This is a genomic window from Jatrophihabitans sp., from assembly GCF_035474675.1.
In the GTDB taxonomy this organism is placed as follows: domain Bacteria; phylum Actinomycetota; class Actinomycetes; order Mycobacteriales; family Jatrophihabitantaceae; genus Jatrophihabitans_A.
The window spans coordinates 1-15,581 of sequence record NZ_DATINC010000150.1; the positions used below are offsets into that span (position 1 = coordinate 1).

General features: G+C 72.6%; 14 protein-coding genes and 1 pseudogene. 3 read left to right on the forward strand and 12 right to left on the reverse strand.

All coding sequences use genetic code 11. The features are described 5' to 3' along the window. Positions 1 to 1,561: helicase-related protein (locus tag VLJ82_RS17540; protein WP_408664655.1), on the forward strand; the 1,561-nt coding region annotated here is incomplete at its 5' end. Between the two features lie 100 nt (positions 1,562 to 1,661). Next, a complete protein-coding gene (locus tag VLJ82_RS17545) occupies positions 1,662 to 2,393 on the forward strand; it encodes a DUF2993 domain-containing protein (RefSeq protein WP_408664656.1) in 732 nt (243 codons plus the stop codon). On the opposite strand, the gene VLJ82_RS17550 is transcribed toward VLJ82_RS17545, so the two are convergent. From VLJ82_RS17550 to VLJ82_RS17575, 6 genes and pseudogenes are all read right to left on the reverse strand, one after another. Further along, positions 2,390 to 4,303 (reverse strand): ABC transporter ATP-binding protein, encoded by a 1,914-nt coding sequence (locus VLJ82_RS17550; RefSeq protein WP_408664657.1) that lies wholly within the window; start codon positions 4,301 to 4,303, stop codon positions 2,390 to 2,392. The two genes, VLJ82_RS17545 and VLJ82_RS17550, sit on opposite strands and share 4 nt — an antisense overlap. Before the next feature lie 26 nt (positions 4,304 to 4,329). Further along, positions 4,330 to 7,194, reverse strand: coding sequence for a type 2 lanthipeptide synthetase LanM family protein (locus tag VLJ82_RS17555; RefSeq protein ID WP_408664658.1), 2,865 nt, complete (start codon positions 7,192 to 7,194; stop codon positions 4,330 to 4,332). Positions 7,195 to 7,212: 18 nt separating this feature from the next. Further along, positions 7,213 to 7,401, reverse strand: a complete 189-nt coding sequence (locus tag VLJ82_RS17560; RefSeq protein ID WP_408664659.1) for a DUF6229 family protein — start codon at positions 7,399 to 7,401, stop codon at positions 7,213 to 7,215. Between the two features lie 194 nt (positions 7,402 to 7,595). Then, on the reverse strand, positions 7,596 to 7,802 hold the full coding sequence (locus tag VLJ82_RS17565) for a PfkB family carbohydrate kinase (protein WP_408664678.1): 207 nt from the start codon (positions 7,800 to 7,802) through the stop codon (positions 7,596 to 7,598). A gap of 182 nt (positions 7,803 to 7,984) precedes the next feature. Further along, positions 7,985 to 8,455, reverse strand: a pseudogene (locus VLJ82_RS17570) (carbohydrate kinase family protein); the annotation flags it as partial. Further along, entirely contained in the window at positions 8,455 to 9,375 is a 921-nt protein-coding gene (locus VLJ82_RS17575; protein WP_408664660.1) for a pseudouridine-5'-phosphate glycosidase, read from the reverse strand. The pseudogene VLJ82_RS17570 and the gene VLJ82_RS17575, both read right to left, overlap by 1 nt. Positions 9,376 to 9,407: 32 nt before the next feature. Here VLJ82_RS17575 and VLJ82_RS17580 point away from each other — a divergent pair, with 32 nt between their 5' ends. Further along, positions 9,408 to 9,860 (forward strand): VOC family protein, encoded by a 453-nt coding sequence (locus VLJ82_RS17580; RefSeq protein ID WP_408664661.1) that lies wholly within the window; start codon positions 9,408 to 9,410, stop codon positions 9,858 to 9,860. On the opposite strand, the gene VLJ82_RS17585 is transcribed toward VLJ82_RS17580, so the two are convergent. The 6 genes from VLJ82_RS17585 to VLJ82_RS17610 form a co-directional block, all read right to left on the reverse strand. Further along, complete coding sequence (locus VLJ82_RS17585; RefSeq protein WP_408664662.1) at positions 9,850 to 10,146, reverse strand: antibiotic biosynthesis monooxygenase family protein; 297 nt, start codon at positions 10,144 to 10,146, stop codon at positions 9,850 to 9,852. The two genes, VLJ82_RS17580 and VLJ82_RS17585, sit on opposite strands and share 11 nt — an antisense overlap. A 43-nt stretch (positions 10,147 to 10,189) precedes the next feature. Then, entirely contained in the window at positions 10,190 to 11,566 is a 1,377-nt protein-coding gene (locus tag VLJ82_RS17590) for a transaminase (protein ID WP_408664679.1), read from the reverse strand. A gap of 22 nt (positions 11,567 to 11,588) precedes the next feature. Continuing rightward, entirely contained in the window at positions 11,589 to 12,818 is a 1,230-nt protein-coding gene (gene fahA / locus VLJ82_RS17595; protein ID WP_408664663.1) for a fumarylacetoacetase, read from the reverse strand. Continuing rightward, entirely contained in the window at positions 12,815 to 13,642 is an 828-nt protein-coding gene (locus VLJ82_RS17600; protein ID WP_408664664.1) for a hypothetical protein, read from the reverse strand. Before VLJ82_RS17600 ends, fahA begins: the two co-directional genes overlap by 4 nt. A gap of 11 nt (positions 13,643 to 13,653) precedes the next feature. Then, complete coding sequence (locus tag VLJ82_RS17605) at positions 13,654 to 14,856, reverse strand: homogentisate 1,2-dioxygenase (protein WP_408664665.1); 1,203 nt, start codon at positions 14,854 to 14,856, stop codon at positions 13,654 to 13,656. Between the two features lie 83 nt (positions 14,857 to 14,939). Further along, entirely contained in the window at positions 14,940 to 15,503 is a 564-nt protein-coding gene (locus VLJ82_RS17610) for a nitroreductase family protein (protein WP_408664666.1), read from the reverse strand. Between the last annotated feature and the right edge of the window lie 78 nt (positions 15,504 to 15,581).

A 15,581-nucleotide genomic window follows, 5' to 3' on the forward strand; every position in this document is an offset into this window, starting at 1 on the left:
CACCCGCGGCACCTTCCGCGTGCGGGGCGACACCCTCGAGATCTTCCCCGTCTACGAGGAGCTCGCGGTGCGCGTGGAGTTCTTCGGCGACGAGATCGAGCGGCTGATGACGCTCCACCCGATCAGCGGCGAGGTGATCTCGGAGGACACCGAGCTCCACGTCTTCCCGGCCACCCACTACGTCGCCGGCCCGGAGCGGATGGAGCGCGCGATCAAGGGCATCGAGCTCGAGCTCGACGACCAGCTCGCCGTGTTCGAGAAGCAGGGCAAGCTGCTGGAGGCCCAGCGCCTGCGGATGCGCACGACCTACGACGTCGAGATGATGCGCCAGGTCGGCTCCTGCTCGGGCATCGAGAACTACTCGATGCACATGGACGGCCGCACCCGCGGGAGCGCCCCCAACACGCTGCTCGACTACTTCCCCGAGGACTTCGTGCTCGTCGTCGACGAGTCCCACGTCGCCGTGCCCCAGATCGGCGGGATGTACGAAGGCGACATGTCGCGCAAGCGCAACCTGGTCGACCACGGCTTCCGGCTGCCGAGCGCGATGGACAACCGGCCGCTGCGGTGGGAGGAGTTCCTCGACCGGATCGGTCAGACCGTCTACCTCTCGGCGACCCCGGGCGACTACGAGATCAGCAAGGGCGGTGGCATCGACAACGTCGTCGAGCAGATCATCCGTCCGACCGGTCTCGTGGATCCCGAGGTCATCGTCAAGCCGACGCGAGGCCAGATCGACGACCTGATGGGCGAGATCAACACCCGGGTCGGGAAGAACGAGCGGGTGCTGGTCACCACCCTGACCAAGAAGATGTCCGAGGACCTGACCGACTACCTGCTCGAACTCGGGATCCGGGTGCGCTACCTGCACTCCGAGGTCGACACCCTGCGTCGGGTCGAGCTGCTGCGCGAGCTGCGAATGGGCGAGTACGACGTGCTGGTCGGCATCAACCTGCTGCGTGAGGGGCTGGACCTTCCCGAGGTGTCGCTGGTGTCCATCCTCGACGCCGACAAGGAGGGCTTCCTCCGCTCGGGCACCTCGCTCATCCAGACCATCGGCCGGGCGGCCCGCAACGTCTCCGGCCAGGTGCACATGTACGCCGACACCGTCACCCGGTCGATGCAGCTGGCCATCGACGAGACCAACCGACGCCGGGCGATCCAGGTCGCCTACAACACCGAGCACGGCATCGACCCGCAGCCGTTGCGCAAGCGGATCGCCGACATCACCGACATGCTGGCCCGGGAGGCCGAGGACACCGAGGAGCTGCTGGCGGCCGGCGGATCGGGCCGGTCCCAGTCGCGCGGCAAGTCCCCGACACCGGGCCGGGCCGGTCGCGGTGCCTCGGTCGGCGTGGTGGGCATCGGCGCGCACGCCGACGGCAAGCTCGACGTGGCCGCCCTGCCACGGGCGGAGCTCGCCGACCTCATCCAGAAGCTCAACGAGCAGATGCTCAGCGCCGCCCGCGAGCTTCAGTTCGAGGTGGCTGCCCGGTTGCGTGACGAGATCGGCGAGCTGAAGAAGGAGCTACGCGGCATGGACGCCGCGGGCGTTCGGTGAGCCTCACCGTTCGAGGTGCCATTCTGGTGGGCGAACAAACCGACGCCACCGGCCGGTGGATCGTCGGAGCCGACCGGGAAGGCAACGGATCTTGTCCACTGTGAGCACGCCACCACCGGTCCGGCCCCGGCGGCGGCGTTCGCCGCTGGTCACCTTGCTCGTGCTGCTCGTCGTGCTGGCGGTGCTGGTGGTGGTCGCCGACCGGGTGGGGTTGCTGGTCGCCGAGCGGCAGATCGCCAAGCGAGTGCAGTCCTCGCAGGACCTGGACCGCCGGCCGTCCGTCGACATCGAGGGGTTTCCGTTCTTCACCCAGGTGCTGGCCAATCGCTATCCCACGGTGCACCTGACGGCGCAGGACCTGATGGTCGGCAGCAGTGACCGCCGGGTCCGGCTGGCCGACCTGGACGCCCGGTTGCACGACGTGAAGACCATCGACAACTTCTCCGGGGTGAGCGTCGAGACCGCCGACGGCATGGCAGTGCTCAGCTACGCCGAGCTGTCCCGGGCGCTCGGGGTCACGCTCAGCTACGCCGGCGGCGGCCGGGTGCAGGGCAGCAGCTCGGTGGAGGTGCTCGGGCAGACCGTGACCGGGACGGCCAGCGCCGCGGTCGGCGTCGCCGGCGGGGACGAGCTGACCTTCTCCTCGGTCCGGGTGGGGGTGCCACAGGCCGGTATCTCGATCCCCAAGGAGGTCACCGACCAGCTCAGCTCCCTCTTCGAGAGCAAACTGTCGCTGCGTGGCCTGCCGTTCCACCTCCGGATCCAGCGCCTGGTCGCCGACGAGGACGGGGTGCACATCGCTGCCACCGCCCGCGGCCTGACCCTGAGCTAGCTTTCGGGCTGGGCGCCGGCCGTGGTCAGCCCGGTCCGTAGCAGTTCCTCCTGCAGGCGGTACAGCTCGGCGTAGTGACCGTCGAGAGCCAGCAGCTCGGCGTGGGTGCCGCGCTCGACGATGCGGCCCCGGTGCAGCACACAGATCAGATCGGCCTGTTGCACGCTGGCCAGCCGATGGCTGATCAGCACGATGGTCCGGCCGTCGGCCAGCCTGCGCAGCGACTCGTAGACCGCGCGTTCGGCCCGGGCATCCAACGGGGCGGTCGGCTCGTCGCAGATCAGCACCGGCGCGTCCCGGAACAGCGCGCGAGCGATCGCCAGCCGCTGCCACTGCCCGCCGGACAGCTCGTGCCCACTGCGGAATTCCTTGGACAGCAGGGTCTGCCAGCCGGCCGGCAGGGTAGCGACCACCTCGTCGGCGCGGGCCTGCTCGCCCGCCTGGTGCAGCAGGACGTCGCCGGGATCGCTGCGGTCGTGCCTTCCGAGCCGGACGTTGACGCGCACCGTGTGCGGCCACCGCACCGGCGTCTGCGACACCATCACGACCCGGTCGGCGACGGCGGACCGGTCCAGGTCGGACAGTGGCCGCCCGTCCCACCGGATCTCACCGGCAGTGGGGGAGTAGAGGCCGGCGATGAGCTTGGCCAGCGTGCTCTTGCCCGAACCGTTCTCACCGACCAGTGCGATGGTGTGCCCGGCGTCGATGCACAGGCTGATGTCGGACACCGCCTCGGCGCCCTGGGTGCCGGGGTAGCTGAAACTGACCCGGTCGAGGTCGATCCGCTCCGGGCCGGCGGGCACTGCGGCACCACCGGGGGCCGGCGTGCGCCGGGCTGCCGTGGTGAGGAAGTCCTGGTAGTCCCCGACGAACAAGCCCTGCTCGAACAACTGGTTGACCGCGATCACCACCCGGCCCAGCCCAGCGGTCGCGGTCCGGATCGCGACCGCCGAGCCGCCTGCTACCGCCAGCGGGATCCAGCCGGCCCGCAGCAGCAGCCCCAGCGCCACGAAGGTGGCCGCGGTACCGGCACCGGCCAGCGCACGGCCCAGCGCGCGAGACCTGGCCTGGGCTGCTTCCACCCGGCTTTCCTCATCGGCCAGCGTTGCGCTGACCTGGCGGTACTCGGCCAGTACGAACGGCTCGGCCTGGTAGCAGCGCAGCTCGGCCGCCGCCTCCCGGCCGGTGATCAGCTCACCCAGCATCCATATCCGGCGGCTCAGCGTGGTCATCCGCAGCCGTCCCTGATATCCCAGCCGCGCGGCATGCAGCACCGACCACGCCTCGGGGACCATGCCGAGCAGCAGCACCGCCACCAGCACCGGATGCAGGACCAGCAGGGCGCCGGCAGCCGCGAGCATGGCCAGCCCGGCGCCGAGCAGTTCGACCAGGCTGGTGATCGAGCGGTCCAGGTTGAGCAGCCCCCGGTCCCGGGCCCGGTGCAGGCCGTCGTAGAAGGTGTCGTCGTCGAAGGCGGAAAGTTCGACGCCGACAGCTGCCTGCATCAACCGGGTGGCGGACAACTTGCGGACCGCCGGCCCGATCCGGGCCTGGGCCAGCGCCACGGCCGCGTCCACGGCGCCCCGCACGGTGTAGAGAACCGCCACCGCGATCAGGGCCGGTATCGCCGCCGATACCCGCTCGGTGCTCGGCCCGGCTGCCAGCAACCGGTCCAGTACCGTGGTCGTGGTGAGCAGGCCGAAGGCCGATGCCAGGCCGGACAGCACCTGCAACACCACGATGGCAACGGCCGGCCCCGGTGCGGCCCGGTACGCCGTCGCCAGTATCGGCCGGCACGTGCGGGGCAGCTCGCGCACCATAGTTCGCAGCCGGGGTGCTTCGGCACCGGCGGTGTCCAGTGCCCAGTACGGGGGCGCGGTGTCGTCCAGATCGGGCTCGGAGTCGGTCATCGGGGCGTCAGTCGGTCATCGGGGCGTCAGGCGGGCACCAGCAGGGAGGGAAGATCGCAGTCGGGGTCCATCCGGAGCAACTGGTAGGCCACCCCGCCGAGCCCTGGCATCAGGCCCGGGCAGAACGCGGCACGTGCCAGGCCGCTGGCCGCTCCGTACTTCTCCAGGCTGCCGATGATGTGAGCGGCCAGGGTCGGCCGGTCGAGACCGGGCGGCGCCACCCCCAGCGCGAAGGCCTGCTCCAGCAGCTCCCAGCAGCCCAGGTCGCCGTGGCAGATGGTGTGGTTCCAGCCCATGCCGCGGTTCCAGCAGGCCGCGGCGGCCCGCCGGACGACGTCGAGGTGCCGCGCCGGATCACCGAAGCCGCGCCGGAGCAGGTCGGCTGAAGCCAGGCCGATGCCGGTGGCGCCGTGGCACCATGCCGTCGCCACTCCGGACTCCTCCCGGACGTCGCGCCAACTGCCCTCCGCCGGGTCCCAGAGCGATTCCTCGTAGTTGAAGGCGGCCTCGGCCATGGCGGCGAAATCGCTGCGTCCGGTGGCCTGGCCGAGCCGGGCCAGCGACCATCCGATGCCGGTGGCTCCGTGCCCGAAACCGCCGAGGCCGACCGGCCACAGCGGTGCGCTCCAGCGGGCTCGGCCGCCGTCCAGCACCGCCAGTTCGAGCAGTTGCTCACCGGCCGTGACGGCCAGCTCCGACCAGCGGGCGTCCGAGGTGCGAGCGGCCATCTGCAGACAGCTGACGATCAGCCCGGCGCGGCCGCTGAGCAGGTCGGGCTCGGCTGTTTCAGCAAGCGCCTCGGGCAGCAGCTCACCGATCTGGTCGCACCGGCGGCGCGCCTCGGCCGGATCGACCGCCCCCAGGTCGGCCAGCAGCGACCAGCACCAGATCTGTGAGCCGAGACCGACGTACAGACCGGGTGCTTCGGGCCTGAGCCGGTATCCCGACGCCAGCTGCCGGAGGCGGTAGTCATCGGTCGCCCGCATGCTGGCGATGGTGGCCGGCAGCAGGTCCGGCAGGCCGTCGACGGCCGTCATCCGGCCGGCCGCCACCTCCTGCAGGCAGCCGGCTATCAGCACGGCCAGGCCCGGGGCGCCGGAGTAGCCGTCCGGGCTGAGCGGCTGGACCGACCAGCCGACCAGGTTCATCACCGCTGCGATCCAGGTCGCGGTGCCGTCCTCGCCGCGGATCGCCGTGGCAACCAGCCGTTCCAGGATCCCGGCCACCAGTCGCTGCCTGCGCTCGTCCGATGCCGTGGGGTCGGGACGTTCCACAGTCATCGGCTCGGGGGTGGGCAGGTACCCGTCGTTGATGTAGGCGCACACCAGCGAGGACTGGATCAGCTCACGCTCCACCCGGTGGTCGGCGGACCGCCAGCGGGCAAGGGTGTCGGCGAGCACGTCGTGCCGCTCACCCCAGCCGGTGTTGCGCGGCCCGTAGAGCCACCCGGTGCCGGGAGTGGTGCCGAAGAACGGGATGTCGCCGTCGAGCAGGTCGGCGACCTCGGCGGCGATCACCGCGGGGTCGCTCGGCGCCGACGGCAGGTTCTCGCACTGCTTGGCCAGCAGGGCCGCGGCCCGCTCGACCGCGGCGGGCTCGTCGTGCAGGGACACCGGGTGCCACAGCATCCGGCCCAGCTCGTCGTACACCTCGGTCGAGCGCAGCACGGCCCGGATGTCGACGTCGGCGAAGGCGGCGAACATCGGGGCGAGCACGTCATCCCGGTCCAGCGCCAGCAGCCGGTCGGTCAGCTCGTCGAACCCGTCCAGCACGCGCGGCCAGTACCGATCGAGGTCGGGTGCCGGACTGGGGTTGTTCAGCGTCTGCGGACTGGGGACTCGCGCCGTGGCCAGCCGTGCCTGGTCGGTGCCGGCGCCGACGATCTGCGGTACCTCGACGGTGGGCTGCTGGTCCGGCAGTGCGCCGGCCGCCGAGATGTCGATGCCGCGCCAGCCCAGACCGACTCCACGGCTGGGCAGCAATCCCGACCCCAGCACGGTGCCGGCCAGCAGGGCCGCTGCCTGGTCCACGGCATCGCCCAGGCCGGCCGGGGCGATCACCGGATTGGGCGTGAACAGCGTCTCGCAGTCGATGACCACCGGGGTGGGACCGCACGCGATCACGTTCTCGGCGTGCAGGTCGGTGGTGCCGAACAGCCGGGCGAGCGCGAGCCAGTGGCCCAGCCGGTTGTAGTAGGTGGTCAGTTCGGCCGCCGAGGCGCAGTACCGGTGCGGGACGTACTCCGACCATCCGTAGGTGCCGCACAGCAGCACCGCGGGAACCCGGATCCGGTCCTCGGTGGGGGTGGCGCCGAACAGCCGGTGCAGGAAGGTGGCGGTGACCGAATCGACTCCCAGGGACCGCGGCTTGTAGACCAGCCGGTGCTGCTGCAGTTCCACCAGCGCCACCGTCCGGCCGCCGTGATGGCTGTCGCCCGCGCCGAAGCTCACCCTGCTCAGCTCGCCGGCGTCGGGGACCAGCGCGCCGAACCGGTGCCGGTTGGCGGCGAAGCGCCGCCCGAACTCCGCGGCTGCCGCGGCCCGGCCCTCGATCACGGCACCCAACCGGCCCAGCAGCGTCGGGTAGTGCGAGGTGAGCGATTCCCAGAACTCACGGTGGGAAGACCGCTCGACGAACTCGGCCCAGCGTCCGGCACTGTCCGGAGCTTGGAGGCTTCCCGAAACCCGGGCCGCGTTGAGTTCCAGCACCAGCAACCGGCTCACCTTGCGCCGGACCACCTCGGTGATTGACTCCGTGGCTCCGGCGAGGATCGCCTGCCGTTCCGCGTCGCCGAGGAGGGCGACCTGCGTCAGCTGAGCGGCCAACTCGGTCAGAGCCGGGTCGACGAGGCAGCGGAAGCTGGCGTCGAGGGCACCCTCCTCGACGGACACGTGCTGCTCAGCCGGGCGTCAGCAGCAGCTGGCGGTACGCGAGGCCGTACAGGAGGAGCACCCCTGCCTGGTCTCGATGATGTCCATGCCGATCAGTTCGGCCTCCGCGAAGGGGGTCGAGAACAGCGGGCCGGCCGGGTTGTCGTCGGCGCTGGTACGCCACTGGTCGACCAGGGCTTCGGGACGGGTGAGTAGTGCAGTGCTCATGATGACTCCTTAGTGAGAGCGGTCCCGGTTCCAAAAGCCGGGATTCCACTCTAGGACTCAAGGTGTAAATCAGGCAATGCATCTACAGCGGTTGAAATCAGACTATTAGCCGTGACCGCAGGCGGGGTCGGTAGCCCGGTGTGCTGGCAACGAGCGGGGGGCGGAACGGCTGAGCCGATCCCGCCGGCCTCCCGCTAGGACCCCGGCCCCGGACGGGCGCCGAGGCGGCTGACCACCAGGCCGCCCAGCCGGTTGCCGTCTGCCAGCGCTTCGACCAGCCCGGCGCCGTGGCACAGCGCGGCCAGCAACCCGGCGGCGAAGGCGTCCCCGGCGCCGGTGGAGTCCAGCACCTCGACCGGGGTGGCGGGTGCGCGCCAGCGCCCGGCCGGGGTGCCGAGCATGCTGCCCCGGCTGCCGCGCTTGACCACCACGTCCAGGCCGCGAGCCACCAGCGCCGCGATGCCGGCGTCCGGGTCGACCGTGCCGGCGTCCGGGTCGTCCGTGCCGAGGCGGCGTCCACCGACACCGAGGCGCCGGCCGCGCCGGCCAGCTCCAGGGCGTACCGTGCGGCGTCCCGCGACCCGTCGTTGAGCAGGGCGTACCCCGACAGGTGCAGGTGGTCGCCGGCGCGCAGCAGGTCTGGGCCCAGGTCGGCGGGGCTGAGGTTGGCGTTCGCCCCGGCCGACGGCACCATGGTGCGCTCGCCGTCCGGGTCGATCAGCACCAGGCAGGCACCGGTCGGCGCCACCGGGTCGGTCGCGACTCGGGTCCGCACGCCCTGTGCGCGCAGTGCCGCCACCGCTTCCCGGCCGAATGCGTCCTCGCCCACCCGGCCGGCGAACAGGCACGGCACCCCCAGGCTCGCCAGCCAGGCCGCGGTGTTGGCCGCCGACCCGCCGTGCAGGTAGCTGACCGGGGCCGGGGTGTCGGAGCCGTGCACCAGCGGTCCGGGCAGCAGCGCGCAGATGTCGAGCAGCACGTCGCCGACGCACACCACCCGGCCGTCGGGCCCGAGCCGGCCGACCGGCCGGACCCTTCCGCCACCCGGTGGCATCAGGCCGGACGTCCGGCCGGGCTGCCGGCGTAGGCCACCGCGATCTCGGCGGCGACCCGGGCGTTGTTCAGCACCAGCCGGACGTTGGCGGTCAGCGAGGCGCCGCCGGTCTCGCGGTGGAAGAAGTCCAGCAGGAACGGCGTCACCTGCTTGCCGGTCACCCCGGCCCGGCTGAGCGCGACCAGGCCCGCGGCCAGGGTGCGGTCGTGCAGGTCGCGGTCCAGCTCGTCGGCGGCCGGGATCGGGTTGGCCACCACCAGGCCGAACCGGTCGGTACCCAGCTCCGTCCGGGCCCGCAGCACCGCGGCCACCTCGGCCGCCGAGTCCACCCGCCAGTCCAGCCGGTGCCCCGAGTCGGCCAGGTAGAAGCCGGGGAAGGCGTCCGTCCGGTAGCCGAGCACGCCGACGTTGAGCGTCTCCAGCCGTTCCAGGGTGGCGGCCACGTCCAGGATCGACTTCACTCCGGCGCAAACCACGGTGATCGGCGTCCGGGACAGCGTGCCCAGGTCGGCCGACTCGTCCCAGGAGTCGCGGGCCTGCCGGTGTACGCCGCCCAGGCCACCGGTGGCGAACACCGCGATGCCGGCCCGGGCGGCCAGGTGCGCCGTCGAGGCCACCGTGGTGGCCCCGGTGCCCCGGCGCGCGGCGAGGCTGGCCAGGTCCCGGACGCTGACCTTGACCACCTCCTCGGATCCGGCGATCTCGCGCAGCGCCTCGTCGTCCAGCCCGATCCGGGGCGTGCCGTCGACCACGGCGACCGTGGCCGGCACCGCACCGCCGTCCCGGACCGCCTGCTCGATCTCGCGGGCGATGCCGAGGTTGTCCGGACGCGGCAGCCCGTGGCTGATGATGGTGCTCTCCAGTGCCACCACCGGCCGGCCGGCGGCCAGCGCGGCCGCTACCTCGGGATGTACCTGCACGGCGATCGCCTCGATCCGGTAGAGATGACGCCATGCCGGTAAGCACGACGCTGGATCACGTCACCATCGTTGCCGAGGACTTCGGAGCCAGTCGGGCAGTCTATGACGCCCTGCTGGGCTGCCTGGGCCTGGCGCCGACTCAGGACTTCTCCGATCCGGAGGGCGAGGACGGCGACCCGGGCACGGTGGCCGCGGTCGGCTACGGCGAGCCCGCGGGCCGGCCGGTGCTGATGCTGGTGGCCGGGACCACCGCCACCACCGGCGCGCACCTGGCGCTGGCCGTCAGCGACCCGGCCCTGGTGCGGGCGGTGCATGCCACCGCCCGGGACGCGGGCATCCCGGTGGTGCAGGCGCCGCGGGACTGGGAGTCCGCCCAGCTGCACTACTACGGCACCCAGCTGCGCGACCCGGCCGGCAACCTGGTCGAGGTGCTGCTGCACCGGCCCGCCGGCCTGCACCAGCCCACCGGCAGCGTCAGGGGATGACGGGCACGTCGGCGACGTGCTCGACCTGCGGCGGCCCGGCGAAGTACTGCCCGATCCCGCCCCGCCAGACCGCGAACCGGTCGGAGTCCCGGAAGGCCTGGTGGTGCTCGACGGACTCCCACTCGGCCAGCAGCACGAACCGGGTGGGGGTCTCGATGCCCTGGGTCATCCGCACGCTGAGCAGCCCCGGCGAGTCGGTCAGTACGCCGACCACGCTGCGGTAGCCGGCCGCGAAGGCCGCCTCGGCACCCGGCCGGACGTCGAACTCGGCGACTTCGAGGACCATGCCCGCGATCCTGGCAGATCCGCGCCAGCCGGGGCCGCCCGGGTCAGCCGAGCAGCTGGGCGACCGCCTCGGCGAACAGGTCGGTGTGCCGGTCCACGTCGGCGGGCTCGGTCGCCGGGCACATCAGGGCCATGTTGTGGAACGGCGTGAGCAGCACGTCCCGGTTGGCCAGGTACAGGTGCAGGTACTCGTCCAGGTCGGGGTCGGCCGCGGCGGCCGAGAGGTTTCCGGTGCGCGGGGCGGGGGAGGTGAACCGGTACTCGGCCCGGGCGCCGAGCCGGCTGACCGACCACGGCAACCCGTGCCGGTCGATGCTGGCCTGTACTCCGGCGGCGTACCGGCCGGCGAGCTCGGCCATGGTCCGGAACGCCGGCTCGGTGAGCACCTGCGACAGGGTGGCCCGCATCGCCGCGGTGGACAGCGCATTGCCGGCCAGCGTGCCGCCGACGCCGCCCACGTCCTCGATATCGGCGGCGCCGCTGCGTACCCGCTCGGCGATCCGGTCGGCGAGCTCGGCGGTGATCCCGTAGGCGCCGCAGGGGATTCCGCCGCCGATCGCCTTGCCGAGCACCACCAGGTCGGGTCGCAGTCCCTCGGTGGCGGTCATGCCGCCGGGGCCGGCAGACAGGGTGTGCGTCTCGTCGATCAGCAGCAGGGTGCGGTACTCGTCGGCCAGCCGGCGCAGCCCCGCGAGAAAGCCCGGCTCGGGCAGCACGATGCCGATGTTGGTCATCGCGGGCTCGGTGACGATCACCGCCACGTCGCCGTGCGCGAGTTCGGCCCGGACCGATTCCAGGTGGTTGAAGTGCGCCACCCGGGTGGTGCTCGCCGGGTCGACCGCGGGGCCGACGTTGCCCGGCCGGGACCGGACCGTGCCGTCGTCGTCGAGGACGACGAAGGTCTCGTCCACGCTGCCGTGGTAGCAGTAGGAGAAGACCAGGATCTTGCCGCGTCCGGTGACCAGCCGGGCCAGCCGGATCGCCCACCGGTTGGCGTCGGTGGCCGACAGCGAGAACGACCACAGCGGCAGGCCGAACCGGCGGGCGAGCTCCGCGCCGACCCACTCGGCGTCCTCGGTCGGCAGCATGGCGGTCAGGCCACCGCGCTCCTCGGCCCGGCGGCGGATCGCCGCGGTCACCGCCGGGGCGGAATGGCCCGCCATCGCGCCGGTGTCGCCCAGTGCGAAGTCGGCGTAGCGGCGGCCGTCCACGTCGGTGACCGTGGCGCCGGCGGCGCTGTCCAGGTAGAGCGGAAAGCCGCCGGACCACTTGCTCATCCAGGTCATCGGCACCCGGCCGAGCAGGTGGCCGGCCTGCCGGAACAGCGCCAGCGACGCCGGATGGCCGGCGGCGTAGCGCTCCCGCTCGCCGGCGATCAGCCGGTGCAGCCGGTCCCGGGACACCGGCGACACCGGCGAGATCGGTGACACCGGCGACATGGTGTCAGTCCGCCGGGGTGTCGGCAGCGAGGATCCGGCCGCGCACCTCGGCGATGCCGACCCGGCTGCCGTCCGGGCCGGGTGCGGTGGCCGTCATCACCACCTCGTCGCCGTCGTCGAGGTAAGCGTGCTCGGTGCCGTCGGACAGCCGGAACGGCCGGCTGCCGCCCCGGCTGAGTTCCAGCAGGCTGCCCAGCTGGTCGTCCGCCGGCCCGCTGACGGTGCCCGAGCCGTACAGGTCGCCGGGTCGCAGCGAGGCGCCGTTGACGGTCAGGTGCGCCATCATCTGCGCGCCGGTCCAGTACATGGTGGCGAACGGCGGCCGGGAGATCAGCTCGCCGTTCAGCCGGACCTCCAGCTCCAGGTCCAGGTTCCAGGAGTCCCCGGTGTCGTCGAGGTAGGGCAGCGGCGCCGGATCCCGCGGCACCGCAGGCACCCGGGCCGACTCCAGCGCGGCCAGCGGAGTGATCCAGGCCGAGATCGAGGTGGCGAACGACTTGCCCAGGAACGGCCCGAGCGGCACGTACTCCCAGGCCTGGATGTCGCGGGCGGACCAGTCGTTGAGCAGCACCAGCCCGAACACGTGGCGCGGGAACTCACCGACCGGCACCCGGCTGCCGTGCGGCGAGCCGGCGCCGACCACGAAGCCCACCTCGGCCTCGAAGTCCAGCCGGACGGACGGCCCGAACTCCACCCCGTCTCCGGCCCGGCGCTGGCCGTGCGGGCGCCGGACGCCGGTGCCGGACACCACCACCGTCCCGGCCCGGCCGTGGTAGCCGACCGGCAGGTGCTTCCAGTTGGGCAGCAGGGTGGCGTTGTCCGGCCGGAGCACCCGGCTGGCGTTGAGCGCGTGGTGCTCGGAGGCGTAGAAGTCGACGTAGTCGGCGACGGTGAACGGCAGCACCGCCTCCAGGCCCGCCAGCGGCACCAGCAGCGGCTCCACCTGCTCGCGGTAGGCCTCGTCGGTCAGCCAGGCGGTGACGGCGGCCCGGACGTCCAGCCAGCTCGCCGGCCCGGCGGCCAGGAACGCATCCAGGTTCCCGCCCGCGAACAGGTCCGCGTGCTCGGGCAGCAGGGCCGCGACGGCCGGCCGCAGCAGCAGCGCCAGCTGACCGATCCGGACGGCCGGCTGCGGCTGCCGGTCGCTGTCCAGCACCACGCCGTAGGGCAGCGTGGCGATGCCGAACGGGTCGTCGGCTGCCACGGCGGTCGGGTCCAGCCAGGTCTCGGTCATGCGGGCGTCACCAGTTTCAGCTCGATCAGGTCGGTCAGGGATTCTTCGATGCTGCAGCTGCCGATCGAGGCGAACCGCCGCCGCACCCCGGCGACCTCGTCCGGGGCCAGGGTGCGGGCCCGCTCGGCCAGCGCCGGGCCGTCGTCGGAGGCCAGCAGCTCGGCCGGCGGCGGCCCGCCGGCCAGCGCCGAATGCACCGCCAGCAGCACGTTGAGAAAGCCGTGATGGGCGAAGCCGGTGGCCGGGTCGTCGTGCCGGACGGCGTTGTGCAATCCCGCGGTGCACTTGAACCGCACCCCGCCGGCGATCGCCGCCTCGATGGCGGCGGCCAGCTCCGCACCGGCCGGGAAGGCGGCCGCCGAGGTGCCGCCGGTGCGCAGCTTGAGCCCCAACCCGGCCGCGTGCAGGGCCGCCGCCAGCTCCTCGGTCACCTCGGCGACCGGAACCTCGGCGAACACCGCGAGGCCCTGTTCGGAGATGTCGTCGAGCTCGTCCAGCACGCCGGGCAGCTCGGCGGCGCCGACCGGCAGTTCCACCACCCCCAGCCGCAGCTCCGGCAACCCCTCGGCAGTGGCCAGCGCCCCGGCGAGCTCGGCCGGCCCGCCCGGCACCGTCATCGAGATCTCCGGCGGGCCCGACCATTCCCGGCCGAACTCGGCCAGCGCGCGGTCCAGCTCGGCCAGCCGGCCGGCCGGGCAGACGAACCTGGCGACCAGGCCGGAGTACCAGTTCTGCCGGTAGCCGGCATGCCCGCCGACCGCCGCCGGCATCGCCGCGTTGCCGGGCGGGAACAGCGCGGCGTCGTCGAACAGGCCCCTGAACAAAGGCGGAATGCTCACCCTCGCCCGCCCGACCAGCTCCAGGCGTACCGGCCGTCGTCGGCGGCCTGGCCGCCCTCGCCCAGTTCCAGCGGCCGGAAGGTGTCGACCATCACCGCCAGCTCGTCGAAGTACTCCGTCCCGATGCTGTGCTCGTACGCGCCGGGCTGCGGCCCGTGCGAGTGGCCGCCCGGGTGCAGCGAGATCGAGCCCGGCCCGATGCCCGAGCCCTTGCGGGCCTCGTAGTTGCCGGCGACGTAGAACATCACCTCGTCGGAGTCGACGTTGGAGTGGTAGTAGGGCACCGGGATCGACAGCGGGTGGTAGTCGACCTTGCGGGGGACGAAGTTGCAGATCACGAAGTTCTGGCCCTCGAAGACCTGGTGCACCGGGGGCGGCTGGTGCACCCGTCCGGTGATCGGCTCGAAGTCGGCGACGTTGAAGGCGTAGGGGTACAGGCAGCCGTCCCAGCCGACCACGTCGAACGGGTGGTGCGCGCTGACGTGCACGGTGCCGCCGATGCCGCCCGGCGCGACCGGGTCCCGGTGCTTGACGTAGACGGCGACGTCGCGGTCCTCGGCGAGCAGCGGCTCGGTCGGGCCGCGCAGGTCCCGCTCGCAGTACGGGGCGTGCTCGAGCAGCTGGCCGAACCGGGACAGGTAGCGCTTGGGCGGGGTGATGTGGGAGTTGGCCTCGATGCAGTACAGCCGCAGCAGCCCCTCGCCGGTGGGCAGCCAGCGGTGGGTGGTGCCGCGCGGGATGACCAGGTAGTCGCCGGGGCCGGCCTCCAGCGCCCCGAACACCGTCTCGACCCGCGCGGTGCCGGCCTGCACGAACACGCACTCGTCACCTACCGCGTTGCGGTAGAACGGCGAGGCGAGCCCGGCCACCACGTAGCTGATCCGGACGTCGGCGTTGGCCAGCACCAGCCGCCGGCCGGTCACCGCGTCGATCTCGGCGGCGGCCTCGTCGTCGAACAGCCCGGGCAGCACCAGGTGCCGGGGCGTCAGCGGCCGGTTCGGCAGCCGGGTCTGGTCGGGCAGCTGCCACTCGCAGGCCTCGGTGATGGCCGACGGGATGTTGCGGTGGTAGAGCAGCGAGGAGTCCGAGGAGAAGCCCTCCTCGCCCATCAGCTCCTCGAAGTACAGCTTTCCCTCGGGATCCCGGTGCTGGGTGTGCCGCTTGGGCGGAACGGCTCCCACGCTGCGATAGTGCGCCATCTTCCTCGACTCCTTTGTCGCTGTTCGTGCGTGCTCACCGTATCGCCCGGCGGCACCGGCCCCGCTGGTGCGCCGGAAGGGGTTCAGGGCAGCGAGGTGATCTTCCCGCGGACGTCGGGGTCCGCCCGGTTCTCGGGCGGGTTGTCGCCCGGCGCCCCGGTCCGGCCGCCGGTGTAGAGCCAGCCCAGCAGCTGCTCGGTCTCGCCGACGCCGAGCAGCTGCCGCACCGGCGCGAGCTCGACCCCCGGGCCGGTGCGCCACATGGCCGTCCACCCGGCGTCGAACAGCACCAGCTGCAGGGTGGCGACCAGGGCGGCGGTGGCGGCCAACTGCTCCCACCGCGGCACCTTGGGATGCTCCACCGGGCAGCAGATGATGCTGAGCAGCAGGGGTGCCCGCAGCGGCCGGGCCGCCGCCTTCGCAGCCGCGGGACTGCCCGGCGGGTCGCCGAAACCGTCCGCCAGGGCGGCGCCCAGCCGGTTCCGGTCGCCGCCGCGCAGCGCCACCAGCCGCCACGGTCGCAGGCCGGCGTGGTCGGGGCTGTGGGCGGCCAGCGCCAGGTAGTCGTACAGCTGGGCGTCGGTGGGGGCGGCGTCGGTGACCGGAGCCGTGCTGCGGCGGCTGCGGATCGCTTCGGTCAGGTCCACTCGCGGTCCTATCGGGTTTTCTCAACGGTGTCAGGGGTGCAGACACACCCTATGCACCGGCTGCCGGCAGGTTCTGAG